This is a genomic window from Bacillus sp. SRB_8, from assembly GCF_003264205.1.
Classification (GTDB): Bacteria; Bacillota; Bacilli; order Bacillales; family Bacillaceae_G; genus Bacillus_A; species Bacillus_A mycoides.
This window is the reverse complement of sequence record NZ_NADT01000008.1, coordinates 247,268-262,948: the sequence shown is the minus strand read 5'-3', so window position 1 is coordinate 262,948 and position 15,681 is coordinate 247,268. Positions and strand designations below refer to the sequence as shown.

Annotated in this window: 17 protein-coding genes; 14 read left to right on the top strand and 3 right to left on the bottom strand. The window is 36.0% G+C overall.

The window, feature by feature from the left end; genetic code table 11:
- The first annotated feature begins 143 nt into the window (after nucleotides 1-143).
- The 4 genes from B5P40_RS08125 to B5P40_RS08110 all read left to right on the top strand — a co-directional run bounded on the left by B5P40_RS08125 (nucleotide 144) and on the right by B5P40_RS08110 (nucleotide 3,132).
- On the top strand, nucleotides 144-1,361 hold the full coding sequence (locus B5P40_RS08125; protein WP_002188594.1) for a sensor histidine kinase: 1,218 nt from the start codon (nucleotides 144-146) through the stop codon (nucleotides 1,359-1,361).
- The gene (locus B5P40_RS08120) at nucleotides 1,351-1,995 is read left to right on the top strand and encodes a response regulator (RefSeq protein WP_002188596.1); all 645 of its coding nucleotides are present in this window, start codon (nucleotides 1,351-1,353) and stop codon (nucleotides 1,993-1,995) included. The genes B5P40_RS08125 and B5P40_RS08120 overlap by 11 nt, the downstream gene beginning before the upstream one ends.
- 163 nt (nucleotides 1,996-2,158) lie before the next feature.
- The gene (locus tag B5P40_RS08115; protein WP_002011089.1) at nucleotides 2,159-2,593 is read left to right on the top strand and encodes a hypothetical protein; all 435 of its coding nucleotides are present in this window, start codon (nucleotides 2,159-2,161) and stop codon (nucleotides 2,591-2,593) included.
- A 122-nt stretch (nucleotides 2,594-2,715) separates the two neighbouring features.
- Complete coding sequence (locus B5P40_RS08110) at nucleotides 2,716-3,132, top strand: hypothetical protein (RefSeq protein WP_012260486.1); 417 nt, start codon at nucleotides 2,716-2,718, stop codon at nucleotides 3,130-3,132.
- Between the two features lie 40 nt (nucleotides 3,133-3,172).
- Here the strand turns inward: B5P40_RS08110 and B5P40_RS08105 are convergent, their stop codons facing one another.
- Entirely contained in the window at nucleotides 3,173-3,313 is a 141-nt protein-coding gene (locus tag B5P40_RS08105; protein ID WP_000273535.1) for a YflJ family protein, read from the bottom strand.
- 152 nt (nucleotides 3,314-3,465) lie between these two features.
- Between B5P40_RS08105 and B5P40_RS08100 the strand changes: the two genes are divergently transcribed.
- Nucleotides 3,466-3,828, top strand: coding sequence for a hypothetical protein (locus B5P40_RS08100; RefSeq protein ID WP_012260487.1), 363 nt, complete (start codon nucleotides 3,466-3,468; stop codon nucleotides 3,826-3,828).
- Between the two features lie 26 nt (nucleotides 3,829-3,854).
- Here the strand turns inward: B5P40_RS08100 and B5P40_RS08095 are convergent, their stop codons facing one another.
- Entirely contained in the window at nucleotides 3,855-4,040 is a 186-nt protein-coding gene (locus B5P40_RS08095) for a YhzD family protein (RefSeq protein ID WP_000539551.1), read from the bottom strand.
- A 352-nt stretch (nucleotides 4,041-4,392) separates the two neighbouring features.
- On the opposite strand from B5P40_RS08095, the gene B5P40_RS08090 reads away from it, so the two are divergent.
- Genes B5P40_RS08090 through yhaM form a run of 3 tightly spaced genes read left to right on the top strand, consistent with a single transcriptional unit; the run spans nucleotide 4,393 to nucleotide 9,541 of the window.
- Nucleotides 4,393-5,634, top strand: coding sequence for a metallophosphoesterase family protein (locus tag B5P40_RS08090; RefSeq protein WP_002168976.1), 1,242 nt, complete (start codon nucleotides 4,393-4,395; stop codon nucleotides 5,632-5,634).
- Nucleotides 5,631-8,555, top strand: a complete 2,925-nt coding sequence (locus B5P40_RS08085; RefSeq protein ID WP_113709093.1) for an ATP-binding protein — start codon at nucleotides 5,631-5,633, stop codon at nucleotides 8,553-8,555. The genes B5P40_RS08090 and B5P40_RS08085 overlap by 4 nt, the downstream gene beginning before the upstream one ends.
- Nucleotides 8,556-8,596: 41 nt before the next feature.
- On the top strand, nucleotides 8,597-9,541 hold the full coding sequence (yhaM, locus tag B5P40_RS08080; RefSeq protein ID WP_002011096.1) for a 3'-5' exoribonuclease YhaM: 945 nt from the start codon (nucleotides 8,597-8,599) through the stop codon (nucleotides 9,539-9,541).
- Between the two features lie 354 nt (nucleotides 9,542-9,895).
- On the opposite strand, the gene B5P40_RS08075 is transcribed toward yhaM, so the two are convergent.
- Complete coding sequence (locus B5P40_RS08075; RefSeq protein ID WP_000272495.1) at nucleotides 9,896-10,075, bottom strand: DUF4177 domain-containing protein; 180 nt, start codon at nucleotides 10,073-10,075, stop codon at nucleotides 9,896-9,898.
- A 644-nt stretch (nucleotides 10,076-10,719) separates the two neighbouring features.
- Between B5P40_RS08075 and B5P40_RS08070 the strand changes: the two genes are divergently transcribed.
- From B5P40_RS08070 to B5P40_RS08045, 6 genes are all read left to right on the top strand, one after another.
- Complete coding sequence (locus tag B5P40_RS08070) at nucleotides 10,720-11,664, top strand: ring-cleaving dioxygenase (RefSeq protein WP_002064094.1); 945 nt, start codon at nucleotides 10,720-10,722, stop codon at nucleotides 11,662-11,664.
- Between the two features lie 44 nt (nucleotides 11,665-11,708).
- Nucleotides 11,709-12,686 carry a ring-cleaving dioxygenase gene (locus B5P40_RS08065; protein ID WP_002150113.1) on the top strand — a complete coding sequence of 326 codons (978 nt, stop codon included), beginning with the start codon at nucleotides 11,709-11,711 and terminating at the stop codon, nucleotides 12,684-12,686.
- Between the two features lie 256 nt (nucleotides 12,687-12,942).
- A complete protein-coding gene (locus B5P40_RS08060) occupies nucleotides 12,943-14,037 on the top strand; it encodes a response regulator aspartate phosphatase (RefSeq protein WP_113709092.1) in 1,095 nt (364 codons plus the stop codon).
- Nucleotides 14,037-14,264 (top strand): Phr family secreted Rap phosphatase inhibitor, encoded by a 228-nt coding sequence (locus B5P40_RS08055; RefSeq protein WP_113709091.1) that lies wholly within the window; start codon nucleotides 14,037-14,039, stop codon nucleotides 14,262-14,264. The genes B5P40_RS08060 and B5P40_RS08055 overlap by 1 nt, the downstream gene beginning before the upstream one ends.
- A 237-nt stretch (nucleotides 14,265-14,501) precedes the next feature.
- The gene (locus B5P40_RS08050) at nucleotides 14,502-15,374 is read left to right on the top strand and encodes an alpha/beta fold hydrolase (RefSeq protein WP_113709090.1); all 873 of its coding nucleotides are present in this window, start codon (nucleotides 14,502-14,504) and stop codon (nucleotides 15,372-15,374) included.
- A 77-nt stretch (nucleotides 15,375-15,451) separates the two neighbouring features.
- Complete coding sequence (locus B5P40_RS08045) at nucleotides 15,452-15,652, top strand: sporulation YhaL family protein (RefSeq protein WP_002087191.1); 201 nt, start codon at nucleotides 15,452-15,454, stop codon at nucleotides 15,650-15,652.
- The last annotated feature ends 29 nt before the right edge of the window (nucleotides 15,653-15,681 follow it).

The following is a 15,681-nucleotide window of genomic DNA, read 5'->3' as shown; positions in this document are numbered from 1 at the left end:
ATTTCATATTTGTATTTGGTAATGAGGATGAAGAGGAATAAGTGAATTATCCCGCTATTTGTGGGAGTCGGGCTGTATGTAAAAGCCTTCACTTTATCAAAATGTAAGTTGCATCTTGTATAATGTAATAGTGGAGGTCAGATATGAAAAAAATAAGTTTAAATATAGATTTGGATACAAATGTATTGGAAGTGGTATTTATTCCAAGAAGGTTTATTATTTTATGGATTACACTCGTATATATAGCTTCAGTACTTTTAGAATTTCGTAATAATATTTTCTCTATGGATAGTTTTTTCTTTACAATAGTCATTGTTATTCATACTATTTTTCATTGGTATGCGAGTTCATTAAAAAATAGGCAATTGTTGTACTTCTTTTTTGTACAACTTTTCATTGTGTTTTTGGCTGCGTTTATTGCAACAAATGCTTCGATAGCGATTTTTGTTGGATTAACTCCTATTTTAATCGCCCAAAGTTTATATGTTTATAACAATATATTTAAAGTAATGGCAGTTTTTACTCTTATGTATGCAATATTTTGTGCAGCAATTAGTATCAATTATGGTGTGAATAAATTAGCTATTCTTATTTCTATGTTTCTTTTAGTGTTAGCAATTATTATTCCTTTTTCTTATATTAATAAGCAGCAATTTGATGCACGTAATCGTATACAGAGCTATATTCAAGAGTTAGAGTCTGCATATATGAGAGTGGAAGAATTGACATTAGCTAATGAAAGGCAGCGTATGGCAAGAGATTTACATGATACGTTAGCGCAAGGTTTAGCAAGCTTAATTATGCAATTGGAAGCGATAGATGCCCATATGCAAAAGGGGAATACAGGACGATCTCAAGAGATTATGAAACAAACTATGATAAGAGCGAGACAAACTTTACATGATGCAAGGTTGGTTATTGATGATTTGCGTCATACTACTAATTCATTTAATGGAGCAGTAAAGGAAGAGGTTCAACGTTTTTCTGAAGCTACGTCTATACATGTGAGACTTACTATTCAAAGTCCACCGTACATTTCAAGCGTAGTAAAAGAGCACTGTTTATATGTAATTAGTGAATGTTTAACGAATATCGCAAAACATTCACAGGCAGCAGATGTAAATTTAAATGTTGAATATATCGATGATCTTGAAAAACTTACTATTGAAGTTGAAGATAATGGAATTGGTTTTGACACTAGATATATCGGTAAGAATCCTGGACATTATGGTTTAATTGGTCTAAATGAGCGTGTTCGATTGATTAAGGGAGAAATACATATATTGAGTGAAAAGATGAAAGGTACGAAAGTGTATATTCAAGTGCCTATAAATAAAGAAGGAGATAGCCATGAAGCATAACGTATTAATTGTAGATGATCATTTTGTTGTAAGAGAAGGTCTGAAATTAATAATAGAAACGAGTGATTCATTTCAAATTATAGGTGAGGCTGCAAACGGAGAAGAAGCCCTTTCTTTCATAGAAAAGAAGAAACCTGATGTCATTTTAATGGATTTGAATATGCCTAAAATGAGTGGTTTAGAAACAATTGAGGCTTTGAATGAAAAACAAAACCATACGCCGATTATTATATTAACTACTTATAACGAAGATGAATTAATGTTAAAGGGAATTGAGTTAGGGGCAAAAGGATATTTGCTAAAAGATACGGATCGTGAGAATTTGTTTCGAACATTGGAAGCGGCTATTCGAGGTGAGATTTTACTACAACCAAATATTATGGAAAAGATAGTGAAGTATAAAAGGAAAGAAGTACATGCTGATAAGGGTGCAGAAAATAACTTAACGGTTAAAGAATTGTTTGTGCTGAAAGCTATTGCGCGCGGATATAAGAATAAAGAAATTGCATTTGATATGGGAATAGCTGAGCGAACGGTAAAAGCATATTTAACAAATATATACAATAAATTAGGTGTTAATTCACGGTCAGAAGCAGTAGCTGTATCTATTGAAAGGAAGTTAATTCATTTTTAAAACATTATATATGCCCAATCGTACATTATAGGCTTGCCCTTTTGTACGATTTTTTTATTTCTTTCTCATGTTATGCTTCAGAAAGTATGAGAGATTTAAGAACAATCTAATTGCATTACAATTATAGACGTTTCTAATGTAGGAAAGGAAGAAGAATAATTAAATGGAAACTTTGCTTTTAATTCCTGTATTAATTTTCTTTATTTGGCTGCAAAGCAAACAAAGAAAAATAAACTGGATAGATATTATAACTTTTCTCATGATGATAGGGAGTATTACTTATACGGCGCCGCAACCAATAACTAGGGATTTACAAGCAGAGCTACTGGCAGTTACGCTTTTTTCTTTCGCTATTGGTGTTTGGCAAGGTGGGGGAATTACAGTCTGTTATGAGGATGAAATTTTATATATTACAAATGGAAAACAGTATTCCATTTCATGGATTCTCTTAATAATTGGCAACATAATTATTATTAATATATTTGAAGGTGGATTTACATTTAATGGATCTTGGTTTCTTTTGTGTGGTGTTGTCATTACATCTGGGGTGAAAAACAGTATTCTATGTGTTCTGTACAAATTAACAGTGCGAAATTGAATGGAAAACCAAAGCTGTTTTCTTTTACCCCAACATAAAACGTATTGCTGTAAGTTCATTAAAAGACCGTAGTTGATAAAAAATGAGATGGAAGTATTGGAAGAATGGGGGAGTTAACGTAGATGTTTCTACCTATTACTACATTTGATAGGTTTAGTTGGCTGGGGAATGTTGCTTTCTCTTCAGAAAAGACTAGTAGGAATCGAGCGCTATCGAGGGCTGAAGAAAGAGATATTAATTTGTGTAATAAGAACTGTATAGGTTCAGTTAATAATATGCATCAAAAAATAACGATAGATTCTGTGGAATATGGTGATAATTGTGTATTGGGCCGTGCAGAACCTCATTCAACAATTGTCATAACGAGTGGCGATATGTATGTTGGAAGCGGACCGGTTAATAAGTATGGAGAATTTAAAATATATACAAATGATTATCTGGAAGAGTATTCGGTAATAGAGATTCAGTTGATAATGGGCGGTTTCTATCAAGGAAGTATAACGGTAAAGTTAAGGTATGATGATTTCCTTTTTATTTAGTAAATAAAAAGGAAGCAACCGTAGTCGCTTCCTACATCTATTAAGCCGAAGCTTTCTTCATTCTCTCAAGTAAACTAGATAAAATATGTGTACGATAAGATTCTAGTTTTTTACCTTCGTAAGTACGAATCCCTAATTTTTTAAGTTCTTTTACATACCAACCTTTGCTTCCGAAATACATGTGATCGCTCCCCTTCAACTTTGTTTATTTGTCCTGATTGTACTTGGAGGTACGGGTAATATAATGAAGGAAATGAATTTCGCGCGAAAATGGTTAACTTTGTTGCAAAAGACATATATACTAAGGGTAGTATATAACGAGGTGGGCAAGACGTGATTATAGAGAAGCACGAAATTCAAATTGACCAAATTACGAGCGGTAAGGTGAATATCTTTACTTTCTATCGAAATAGAAAGCAAGTTGATGATCATTTTTTACGATTGCAAGAACCATCGCTTACAGCAAACTACTTCTTCCATTTTCATTTTGATGCAGAGAGCTTGCATCTTCTGCAGGAAGAGTTTCCAGGCGTATATCCGTACGACCGTAGTGACACGATTCACGACTGGACGGAAAAGATGAAAGCGGAATTGCAACATCAGATCCAAACAGGTAAATGGAATAAACGCGTACGTATCGGTAATTGCATTCTAGATGTGGTGTTTACGTGGTGTGACGAAGATATAGTAGAGTGAAAAAGAAGCGGATGACGCTTCTTTTTTTAGCGCTGGAATAAAACGAGCTTACCTGCAGAAGATGTGCAGCGATGTGTTTTTTCGTACAATCCTTTTTCTTGTAAAATAGATTCACCTTTTGCTTTCGCTTCTTTTTCAGTTGCTGCCTCGAATGATTCGTCTAATGCTTTTGAACCATCTTTTTCAAAGACTGTTAGAACGTATACTCCCATGAAAATTCCCTCCAATAATTAAAATCAGAATCTTATAACTATTTTGTCATAAATCACTAGAATATGCAAAGAAATATATGACATTGCGTGTTACAATAAAGTGAAACTTTAACTAGTGGAGAGTCTTTTCATCCCCACTAGTTATTAGTTGAACCAATCGGGTATTTATGGGCAGTTTACTTTCAGATTGGCTTCTTTGCCTACTGCCCGTTAATACGGGGTAAAGTGAAACTTTAATCAGTGGGGGATTTTTTATTTCCTGCTTATTACTAGTTTTCGCCAATTGAGCATTTATTGTTTGTGTTCATGCGGATAAGATGAAACTTTTGAACTATAGAAAGGATCGTTATTTGTGAAACAAGTGAAGTTTATACATGCGGCTGATTTGCATTTGGATAGTCCGTTTAAAGGGATGGAGATGAATGTACCACAGTCTGTTTGGGAGAGAATGAAGCAGAGTACGTTTGAATCGTTCGAGCGTATTGTTGATAAAGCGATTCAAGAGCGCGTTGATTTCGTATTACTAGCCGGGGATTTGTATGATGCGGAGACGAGAAGTTTGAGGGCGCAAGTGTTTGTGCGTGAGCAAATGAAGAGACTTTCGCAGTACGATATTCCCGTTTTTATTATTCATGGTAACCACGATCATTTAGGGGGAAGCTGGGCAGCGATTGAGTTTCCGGAAAATGTTCACGTGTTTACGGAGCCTTATGTGGAAGAGAAGTCATTTTATAAAAATGGTGAGCTTGTAGCTTCTATTTACGGGTTTAGTTATTTGCAGCAAGCGGTAACGGATAATATGACAGCGCAGTATACGAAAATGAGTGATGCGCCTTTTCATATTGGAATGCTTCACGGAAGTGTGGAAGGGGATGCAGAGCATAATCGCTATGCACCGTTTCAAATTCGTGAGCTGAAGGAAAAGCAGTTTGATTATTGGGCTCTTGGCCATATACATAAACGTGAAATTTTATCAGAAGAGCCGTACATTATTTATCCAGGTAATATACAAGGGCGTCATCGTAAGGAGACGGGCGAGAAGGGTGCGTACCTTATTGAACTCACGAAACAAGGATCGCAGTGTTCATTTTTCCATACGGCGGATGTTGTGTGGGATGAGATAGAAGTGAATATTGATGGACTTGAAACTGTTGATGATCTTATGACGAGCGCGTCAAGTGCGATGAATGAATGCAGAAGAGAAGAGGAAGGTACGCTTTTAACTGTCATATTTACAGGACAGGGACCACTTGCTCCTTATTTGCGTGAAGACAAGCGCGTGGAAGAGATTTTTCATATTTTAGCAGCGGGAGAAGAGCGAAAAGACTTTGTATATGCGATGAAGTGGAAAAACGAGACGGTTTCTTTTGCGGAAATTGAACGTTTGAAAGAAGAAAATCATTTCGTCGGTAGTGTGCTGAAAGAGTTAGAAGCTTTCACAAATATGGACGGAGTGTTGCGCACCATTTGGACATCTCCTGTAGCGCGTAATAGCATTGAAGCTTTTACGGAAGAAGAGAAGAAAGAGATTCAAAAGGAAGCGGAAAATATTATTTTAGAGCAATTATTCCAGCAAGAGAGGGATAAAAAATGAGAATTGAAAAACTCCATATTTATGGCTATGGAAAACTAGAAAATGTGGAAATGGATCTGTCAATGCTGACGGTACTGTACGGTGAAAATGAAGCGGGGAAATCGACAATTCGCTCGTTTATGAAAAGTATTTTATTCGGTTTTCCGACGAGAGGACAGCGCCGTTATGAGCCGAAAGAAGGCGGGAAGTACGGCGGAGCGATGACTGTTCAAACAGAGAAGTACGGCCGTTTGAAAATTGAACGATTGCCAAAGACGGCAGTAGGCGCGGTGACCGTTTATTTTGAAGGCGGGAAAACTGGCGGCGAAGATATTTTAAACGATATATTAAGCGGTGTGAATGAAAGCTTATTTGATTCTGTTTTTTCATTTGATATGCATGGTCTTCAAAATATTCATCAGCTCGGCGAAGCGGATATCGGCAATTATTTATTTTCGGCCAGCGCAGTCGGAAGTGATGCGTTATTGCAGTTAGATAAAAAATTAGAAAAAGAAATGAATCAGCGCTTTAAGCCGAGTGGTCGTAATCCTGAAATTAACGTGTCACTGCAAGAGATGAAGAAAATTGAGGAAAAGATGAAAGAATGGCAAGGGAAAATTGGCACGTATGAAAAACAAGTCGAGCAGTTAAAAGAAAGTGAAGAGAAACTTGCTTCTGTTCGTGCGGAAAAAGAGTCAGCCGAAAGACGAAAGCAAGACTATGAAATATTAGCGGCGCTTGAGCCTCTCGTTATTGAAAAGAGTACGCACGAGAAAGTGTTAGAAAACGAGAACGGGCAGTTTCCTGTAAACGGAATGGCGCGCTATGAGGCGGTAAAGGCAAAGATAGAACCGCTCCAAGTACAAGTAGATTCACTTCAAAAAAAGATAGAAACAGTGCAATCAGAAATTGATTCCACAGAAATAGATGAAGCATTTTTACAAAAAGAAAGTTACGTAGAAGAACTTCGTATGCAGCATATGTCTTATGAAAATGCACGCCAAGAAATGCGTGATATGACGGGAAGTATTGCGAATATAAAAGAAGAAATCGCAGAACTACAGCAACAAATTGGCGCTACTTTTGAACAAGAGACTGTTCTTTCGTTTGATATAAGTTTAGCGACGAAAGAATTAATTATGCAAACTGTGCAAAAGGCGCGTGAATTAGAATCGCAAAAAGCACAACTAGATGAACGTTTTAAAACGGCTCAGGAGCAATTAGAAGAGCAAGAAGAAAATATAAGACAAATCAGCCAGCAAATGTTAGCTGATGAAGAAAAAAATACGTTAGTTGAGAAAGAAAAATCATTTCAGGATGCGGCATTTTTAGGAATGGGCGCAGAGAGAATGAAGCGCAAGTATGAGGAAAAAGCAGGGGCAGCTCAGCAAAAGAAAAAACAGTGGCAAAGAATTTGTCTTCTGTTACTTCTTATTAACACGCTTGTTTTATTCACGAGTCTATTTATAGATAACCGCGTGCTGTTATTTATTAGTGTGATTGTGTTTGTAGGGATTGTTTTAGCACTCGTTTTATATAAAGATCCTTCGGGTGGATTACAAGAAGAGCTTCTTACTCTTCAGCAAAGTGCTGGCGGGCGTCAAAGTGAAGAAGCGATGTCTGTTCGTTATCAGTTAGAAAAAGATGAAGAGATTCGTAAGCTATTTGAGCGTGAGTCGTATAAGTTGCAGCAAATGGAACGTGCTTATGATAAAGTCGTTTCATCTTATGAAGAATGGGAGAGAGAAACTTTCCAAATAGGAGAACAAGTAGGTGCGTATAAAACGCGCTATATGTTCCCTGAATTTTATACGTATGCACACATATTGCCAGCGTTTGAGCGTATTGAAAAAATGCAGCAATTATATCGTGAGCTAGATAAACAAGGCGAGCGGAAATCTTCATTGTATGAAATGATTTCGCACTTTGAGCATAAACTAGAAACTGTTATCGGTAGTAAAGAGTATAGTAATTTGCATGAGGCGCAAAGTCGTATGCAAAATGAAAAAGAGAAGCGTCAAACTTGTAAGCAGCTGAAAGAGAAGCTGGCGGAATGGCAAGAAGAATATGAGTTCATGCAGCAGCAATTAAAACAACTACTAGTAGAGCGAGATGGGTTATGGCATATCGCAGAATCTACAGATGAAGAGATGTTTTTAGAAGCAGGAAAATTGGCAGAGAAACGTGAAGACGCGGATAAGCAAGTGGGGCGTTTATTACCTCAAATTGATTTGTTAGAACAGCGCTTAACGAGTTTGTCATTAGCTGAGCATTATGAGGCTGACGGTTATGATGAAAAATTAAAGCAAGAAATTACAGCCGCGCAAAACTGTCTTGCAGGGGAGAAAGAACTGACCGAGCGTATTGCGAAGCATCGAATAGAAATTGCGAATTTAGAAGAAGGCAGTACGTATGGTGATTTACTACATGAGTGGGAAATGAAAAAAGCGCAAGTGCGTGAACAAGTGAAGAAGTGGGCTGCATATGCGGCCGCAAAGACAGTATTAACGAAAACGAAGCAATATTATCATGAAGTGCATTTGCCGCGTATTTTACAAAAATCCGAAGAGTATTTCGTGTATTTAACAGGCGGGAGATATAGTAAAATATTCTCACCGTCAGAAGCGGAACCGTTCATTGTCGAACGTAACGATGGTATGCGTTTTTACAGTCATGAACTAAGCCAAGCGACAGCGGAGCAGTTATATTTATCATTGCGATTCGCGCTAGCGAAAACGTTTGAGCATGACTATCCATTTATTATTGATGATAGCTTCGTACATTTTGACGCGGTAAGGACGAATCGAACGATTGAACTTATAAAAGAAATTGCGAAAGATAGACAAGTTATCTTCTTTACATGCCATGCGCATTTATTAACGTATTTTACAGAAAATGAGATTATAAAATTAACACGTAAGCGTAAAGAAAATGAGTTGTAGTATGCTATACTAAAAGTAACTGATTTGGTGGAGGAATTCGAATGAAAAAGAAAATTGTAGAATATGAAGTTGGTGAACAAGTCGATGTTTTCTTGTTAATTAAAACAGCGACAAAAGGTCTAGCAAGCAATGGTAAGCCATTTTTAACAGTAATCTTACAAGATCCAAGTGGAGATATTGAAGCGAAGTTATGGGATGTATCACCAGAAGTTGAGAAACAATATGTAGCGGAAACAATCGTTAAAGTAGCTGGAGATATTCTAAACTATAAAGGACGTATTCAATTACGTGTGAAACAAATTCGTGTTGCGAATGAGAATGAAGTAACGGACATCTCGGACTTTGTAGAAAAAGCTCCAATAAAAAAAGAAGATATGGTTGAGAAAATTACGCAATACATATTTGAAATGAGAAACCCGAACATACAGCGTCTAACAAGACATTTGTTAAATAAGCATCAAAATGAATTTTTAGAATATCCAGCAGCGACAAAGAACCATCACGAGTTCGTATCTGGACTAGCTTATCATGTTGTATCAATGTTAGATTTAGCGAAAGCTATATCAGCTCTATACCCATCGTTAGATAAAGACTTACTATATGCGGGCGTTATTTTACACGACCTTGGTAAAGTATTCGAACTATCTGGCCCAATTTCTACAACGTATACGTTAGAAGGAAATTTACTAGGCCATATTTCTATCATGGTGAACGAAATTGGTAAAGCAGCAGACGAACTACAAATCGATGCAGAGGAAGTATTAATCCTTCAGCACATCGTCCTTTCCCATCACGGAAAAGCAGAATGGGGTAGCCCAAAACCACCATTAGTGAAAGAAGCAGAAATTCTGCACTACATCGATAACTTAGATGCAAAAATGAACATGATGGACCGCGCATTAGGACGCACAAAACCAGGCGAATACACAGAACGTGTCTTTGCGCTTGATAATCGTTCGTTCTATAAGCCAACTTTCCATAATTAAGATTGTGAATAGAATGGCCTCATTAAGTGTTAAGAGCTTAGTGAGGCTGTTTTTGTATTGAAAATGAAATAAAATAGTTAAGAAGTACGCATGGGTGTAACGAAGAACTAATAAAACATATCTTGCCACTAGAATGGGAGCATATCAACTTTTTAGTTGAGTAACGCCAGCATTTCAGAAAAAATACAATAAGCTGTCCATATGGGCAGCTTATTTACATAATTCTAGTTATTGGAAGTTGATTAATATTAGCTTATTTGTCTTATAAGTTAAATTGAGAACAATTAGATTCCCAAATATTTCAGTTCTTTTTGTATGTTATTCAAAGCAAATCCCTCTCGTTCTCGAAAGGGGTTATTTGATTCGTTCGAAGATAATCTCAAAATATTGCGCGTATCCTGCGATTGATGGTGCAAAGATTTGAACAAATTTCCAACCGTCTTCAGCATGTTCGGCAATAATACGCTTATAATCTTCTTTAGGTTCCCCTTTCCAGTTATTAACTTCGACTTTCACGAATTTGTAATCGTACATATCCTTTCCCCCCTTTTCCTAATTGTACCATTTCGGAGAATCGATTTGTTATGATTTTTGGATGTATATGGTATTCGCATTCAGTTAATATAACGTAACATTATCGGTAGCAAGGACAAGGAGGAACCCTGCTCTCACAAGGGAACCTCCTTTTTACGTTCTATGGATCTATACATTTTTTTATACATTCCTATCCTGAAGGGGATTTTAAGATTTCTGTTTGTTACTGAATTAGCTGAAAAACTGTATAAAACCTTGCATACTTCTTAGCGTGTTTTTTTAATGCTGGCGATATCCTACATCCATCAACTTATGAATTTTATAATGTCTCCAAACCGAGAACTTCTTGTGTTTTTAGTCCGAAATTTTATGCAATAAAAAATATCTCGAATTTGAGATAAATTACTTGCTTTTTAATCACTTGAAGTGTAAAGTGATAGTAACGAAAGCGATTGAGTCATATGAAAAACATACACTCACTTGCTTTCGATTTACAAAACAAAGTAACTTATTCAGTAAAAACTAAGATGAATTTACAAAAATATAATGAGAATAAATTGAAAAGCTAAAAACCATATTAGTGGTGGGAAATGTTATTTTTTTAGTTATCACTTGACTAGTAAAATGAAACGGAGGAATTATCAATGTATGAAATTAAAGGGCATCATCACATTTCAATGGTTACAAAAAACGGAAGTGAGAATAACCATTTTTATAAAAACGTGCTTGGTTTACGCCGTGTGAAAATGACGGTAAACCAAGATGATCCATCCATGTATCATTTATTTTACGGAGATAAAACAGGAAGTCCAGGTACTGAACTATCATTTTTTGAAATGCCTTTAGTAGGAAAAACGTACCGTGGTACGAATGCAATTACGCGAATCGGATTACTCGTTCCTTCAGAGGAAAGCTTACATTACTGGAAAGAACGATTTGAGAAATTTGATGTGAAACATAGTGAAATGACAACATATGCAAATCGTCCTGCTTTGCAATTTGAGGATGCGGAAGGTCTTCGTCTCGTGCTACTCGTTTCAAACGGAGAAAAAGTGGAGCACTGGGAAACGTGGGAGAAATCCGAAGTTCCAGCTGAACATCAAATTCAAGGAATGGGTTCAGTGGAAATGACAGTGCGTAGACTTGATAAACTAGCGAATACATTAACAGATATATTTGGTTATAAAGAAGTTAGCCGAAGCGACGAAGAAGCGATTTTCCAGTCTATTAAAGGAGAAGCCTTCGGAGAAATCGTTGTGAAATATTTAGATGGTCCTACTGAAAAGCCAGGCCGCGGTAGCATTCACCATTTAGCGATTCGCGTGAAAAACAGTGAAGAGCTAGCTTATTGGGAAGAACAGGTGATACAAAAAGGTTTCCATTCTTCAGGCATTATCGACCGTTTCTACTTTAAAAGCTTATACTTCCGTGAATCAAACGGAATCCTATTTGAAATTGCGACAGATGGACCAGGATTTACAGTTGATGGAGATGTAGAGCATTTAGGAGAAAAACTTGATTTACCGCCGTTCTTAGAAGAACAGCGAGCAGAAATTGAAGCGAAATTAGCACCTATTGAAGAGAAATAATAGAAGAGAAAATATAAAATTTAAAACCATTGGAGGAATATAAAATGAACCAATTAAAAGGAATTCACCACGTTACAGCAATTACAAGTAGTGCAGAAAAGAACTATGAGTTTTTCACTCACGTTTTAGGAATGCGTTTAGTTAAAAAAACAGTAAACCAAGATGATATTCAAACGTATCATTTATTCTTTGCAGATGATAAAGGTAGTGCAGGAACAGATATGACATTCTTTGACTTCCCAGGTGTTCCAAAAGGAGTACACGGTACAAATGAAATTTCAAAAACTTCATTCCGCGTTCCAACTGACGTAGCACTAGAGTATTGGGTGAAACGTTTTGATCGTCTTGAAGTAGAACATACAGGAATTAAAGAGCAATTTGGTAAGAAAACTCTTTCTTTCGTTGACTTTGATGATCAACACTATCAATTAATCTCAGATGAATTAGATAACGGGATAGAATCAGGTACACCGTGGCAAAACGGTCCAGTTCCATTAGAATATGCAATTACTGGCTTAGGACCTGTATTTATCCGTATCGCAAACTTTAGTTTCTTTAAAGAAGTGTTAGAAAAAGTTCTATTATTTAAAGAGGTTGCGCAAGAAGGAGAATTCTATTTATTTGAAGTAAACGAAGGTGGAAACGGTGCTTCTGTTATTGTAGAACATAATACGGTTCTTCCAGAAGCACAACAAGGTTTTGGTACAGTGCACCATGCTGCATTCCGCGTAGAAGATCGCGCTGTATTAGAAGAGTGGATTGAGAGAATCGGTAGCGCCCAACTTCCATCATCTGGCTATGTAAATCGTCACTTCTTCGAGTCATTATACGCAAGAGTTGCACCACAAATTTTATTTGAATTTGCAACAGATGGTCCTGGTTTTATGGGAGATGAGCCTTATGAAACGCTTGGAGAGAAATTATCTTTACCTCCGTTCTTAGAGCCAAAGCGTGAAGAAATCGAAAAATTAGTTCGTCCGATTGATACAGTGAGAAGTACTAAGGAATTTATTAAAGAGTAAAAATAGAAATAATAAGTAGAAGAGCAAGTAGTTTTAGCGAATCGCTGGAACTGCTTGTTTTTTTATTTGGTCTATAAAATTTTCTGAAAAATGTTTCTCAAGTTTTCTAAATAGAAATATTTGGTATAATTCATTTAAATTATAAATTTTCTGACAATTATTTTTCAATACATAGAAAAGAGGTGATAATATACAATTTGAATAATTGTATAAATATCCTAATTTTGTAAGTTTGGAGAAAAGGGGATGCGAAGGTATGGGAACAGATGTAGTAACGAAGGAGCAAATGAAACATTCTTTAGATGATTGGTATCGTGTAATGTTGCAGCAAAACATAGAGAAAGCTACGGAGATGAAAGAAGAGATTGGTAGTAAGATTAGTGGTTTGGAAGTGGATTCGGATGTATTGCTTTATCATGCGTTATTGAACTTCAGATATCAAGTTTTGAGTGATTGGGTTTCCATTAAAGAAGGTAGTTTTAATCAAGTGGAATCTTTTGAAGCTCCGCAAGAAGGTATGCTAGCGTATTGTTATCATTTGTTTAAAGCGCTTTATTTTAGAATGATTGAAAATTATGAGGAAGCTAGTAAAGAATTTGAACATGCAGAAACATTATTAAAATATATTCAAAATCCTTGCGAAAAAGCAGAATTTAATTATCGTTTAGGCGAATTTTACTATCATACGTATCAGGAAGTAAAAGCTATTCACCATATTCAAAAAGCAAAAGCAGAATTTTTAAATCATCCTGGGTATCAAATTAATGTTGCATTATGTGAAAATATATATGGTTTATGTTGCGTGGAATTAAAGCAATTTGAATTAGCAGAAGAAAGTTTTAATATTGCTTTAGATGTGTTCCAAAGAGTAAATCATAGAAAGTACGTTCTGATGATTAGAAACAATTTAGGTTGGTTATATGGTACTCAAAATCTATCTGATTTAGCAATTCGTCATGCCTCTGAAGTTGCTGAGAAATTACCTAAACATTATAAAGCGATTTTTACAGTGGCTGAAGAGTATTGTAAATTGGGTAAAACTGAGTTAGCAGAAAGATACATTGCATTGGGAATTGAAATATGTAATGAATTAAAAAATAGAGAATTTCAATATCGCTTTATGATATTGGAAAAATTAAATAAAGGCTCTAATGCGAATGAAATGGAGAAAATTATATTAGAAGGCATTGCGTACTTTGAAAGTAAAAATCTCTTAGAATGCGTAAAAGAATACAGTGAAAAATTAGCAATGCAATTTTATGAAGAAGATAATCATATCAAAGCAAGTAAATATTTTTATATAAATAATAAGGCGAATAAAAAATATTTAGAAAAGGGAGCTTTGAAATAATGAAAAAACTTAGTGGAGTAATAACTGGACTAGCACTTTTGGGGACTTTAGCGATAGGTTTAAACAGTTCTGCTGAATCAAATCAATACGCTTCTCGAGGAGACACAGGAGGAGCACCAGCAAGACCGGACTACGTAAGTATTGGGGACGGTGGAGGAGCACCAGCCAACTTCAATAAAGGAGACGGCGGTATTAGCAAGCAAGATTCACACGCTGATCATTTTTAAACTAAATAATAAAGTGAAGGGACCTCACAACGAGGTCCCTTTTCTTTTTACGGTTAAAAAGAATTGACTTACTTTAAATGTGTAACTATAATAGTTACAAAATAACCATCATTAATAGAAATGAGTTATATTTTTTTAATATAATTGTAACTAAAGTGGTTACAATTAAAAACAATCATAAAACAACCAAATAATGTAAAAACTTTAAATAGCAACATGAGAAAGGAGACGGGAATTTTGAAACGGTTTAAATTTTATTTTATTAGCGGTATTGTGCTCGTTTTGTTAATCGTATGTAACTTCGTTGATAAGCCGATTGCGAAGGTTGAAGAAGTGAAAGATACTGTGATGATGAGGATGAATACGAAAGAGAGTATGGCGCAGATTGATGGGCAGACGATTTATTTTAAGCAAATTGGTGAGGGGAAACCGCCTTTACTTATGCTTCACGGGTTCGGTGGTTCTTCAGATGGGTTTAGTGATATTTATCCGGAACTTGTAAAGGACCATACGATTATTGCGGTTGATATTTTAGGGTTTGGGCGTTCTTCTAAGCCAATTGATTTTCAGTATTCGTTTCCCACGCAAGTGAATTTATATTATAAGTTAATGAAGAAACTCGGATACGATCAATTCGCAGTACTTGGTCATTCGATGGGCGGAGAGATGTCTCTAAATTTAGCGTATTTATATCCGGATGCAGTAACGCATCTCGTTTTAGCGGATTCTACAGGAATAGAGTCTTTCCAGCAAAAAGAAAGTTATGAAGTGCCGCCACTATCGACAGACTTACAAACTGTAACAGAGATTACGGATTATAATAAAAATGAAGTGAAAAATAGTCGCGATGATAAAGAGCATTATGATCAGCTTACGAAAATGAGAGAGCGCCGCATTGCGATGGAAGCAGATAAAATTAAGGTACCGACTTTAATTATATGGGGACGACACGATAAGAGTGTTTCTTGGAAAAATGGTGAACTGTATCATGAGCTATTTGCAAATAGTACGTTCCATATCATTGAAAAAGGATACCACGCACCGTTTCGCCAGGAGCCAATCGAGTTTATGGAATATGTACAAGCGTTCTTCGTGAAAAATCCACAATAAAATTTTAAGCATAAATCCACTTCTTTCCTCATAAAGTGAAACTAATAAGGCTTGTCTAAGGAAAGGGATGAACGAAAGTGGAAACTTTACCATGGTGGATTTATCTTGTAATCATTGGGATCGTATTGAGTGGCTACATGGTTTTATATACTTCGAAAAAAGAGCAAGAGATGGATAATGATTTTATCGAAAAAGAAGGCGAAGTATATATGAAGCGCTTAGAAGAAGAACGAGAGAAACGGAATCAGGATAGTGATAAGGATTCGGTGTTGCTTTAATAGAAATTTTGAAAGGCTACCAACTAGGA

Coding starts and splice junctions, on each gene's coding strand:
- B5P40_RS08125 (WP_002188594.1), top strand. CDS start 144: ATGAAAAAAATAAGTTTAAATATAGATTTGGATACAAATGTATTGGAA.
- B5P40_RS08120 (WP_002188596.1), top strand. CDS start 1,351: ATGAAGCATAACGTATTAATTGTAGATGATCATTTTGTTGTAAGAGAA.
- B5P40_RS08115 (WP_002011089.1), top strand. CDS start 2,159: ATGGAAACTTTGCTTTTAATTCCTGTATTAATTTTCTTTATTTGGCTG.
- B5P40_RS08110 (WP_012260486.1), top strand. CDS start 2,716: ATGTTTCTACCTATTACTACATTTGATAGGTTTAGTTGGCTGGGGAAT.
- B5P40_RS08105 (WP_000273535.1), bottom strand. CDS start 3,313: ATGTATTTCGGAAGCAAAGGTTGGTATGTAAAAGAACTTAAAAAATTA.
- B5P40_RS08095 (WP_000539551.1), bottom strand. CDS start 4,040: ATGGGAGTATACGTTCTAACAGTCTTTGAAAAAGATGGTTCAAAAGCA.
- B5P40_RS08085 (WP_113709093.1), top strand. CDS start 5,631: ATGAGAATTGAAAAACTCCATATTTATGGCTATGGAAAACTAGAAAAT.
- yhaM (WP_002011096.1), top strand. CDS start 8,597: ATGAAAAAGAAAATTGTAGAATATGAAGTTGGTGAACAAGTCGATGTT.
- B5P40_RS08075 (WP_000272495.1), bottom strand. CDS start 10,075: ATGTACGATTACAAATTCGTGAAAGTCGAAGTTAATAACTGGAAAGGG.
- B5P40_RS08070 (WP_002064094.1), top strand. CDS start 10,720: ATGTATGAAATTAAAGGGCATCATCACATTTCAATGGTTACAAAAAAC.
- B5P40_RS08065 (WP_002150113.1), top strand. CDS start 11,709: ATGAACCAATTAAAAGGAATTCACCACGTTACAGCAATTACAAGTAGT.
- B5P40_RS08060 (WP_113709092.1), top strand. CDS start 12,943: ATGGGAACAGATGTAGTAACGAAGGAGCAAATGAAACATTCTTTAGAT.
- B5P40_RS08055 (WP_113709091.1), top strand. CDS start 14,037: ATGAAAAAACTTAGTGGAGTAATAACTGGACTAGCACTTTTGGGGACT.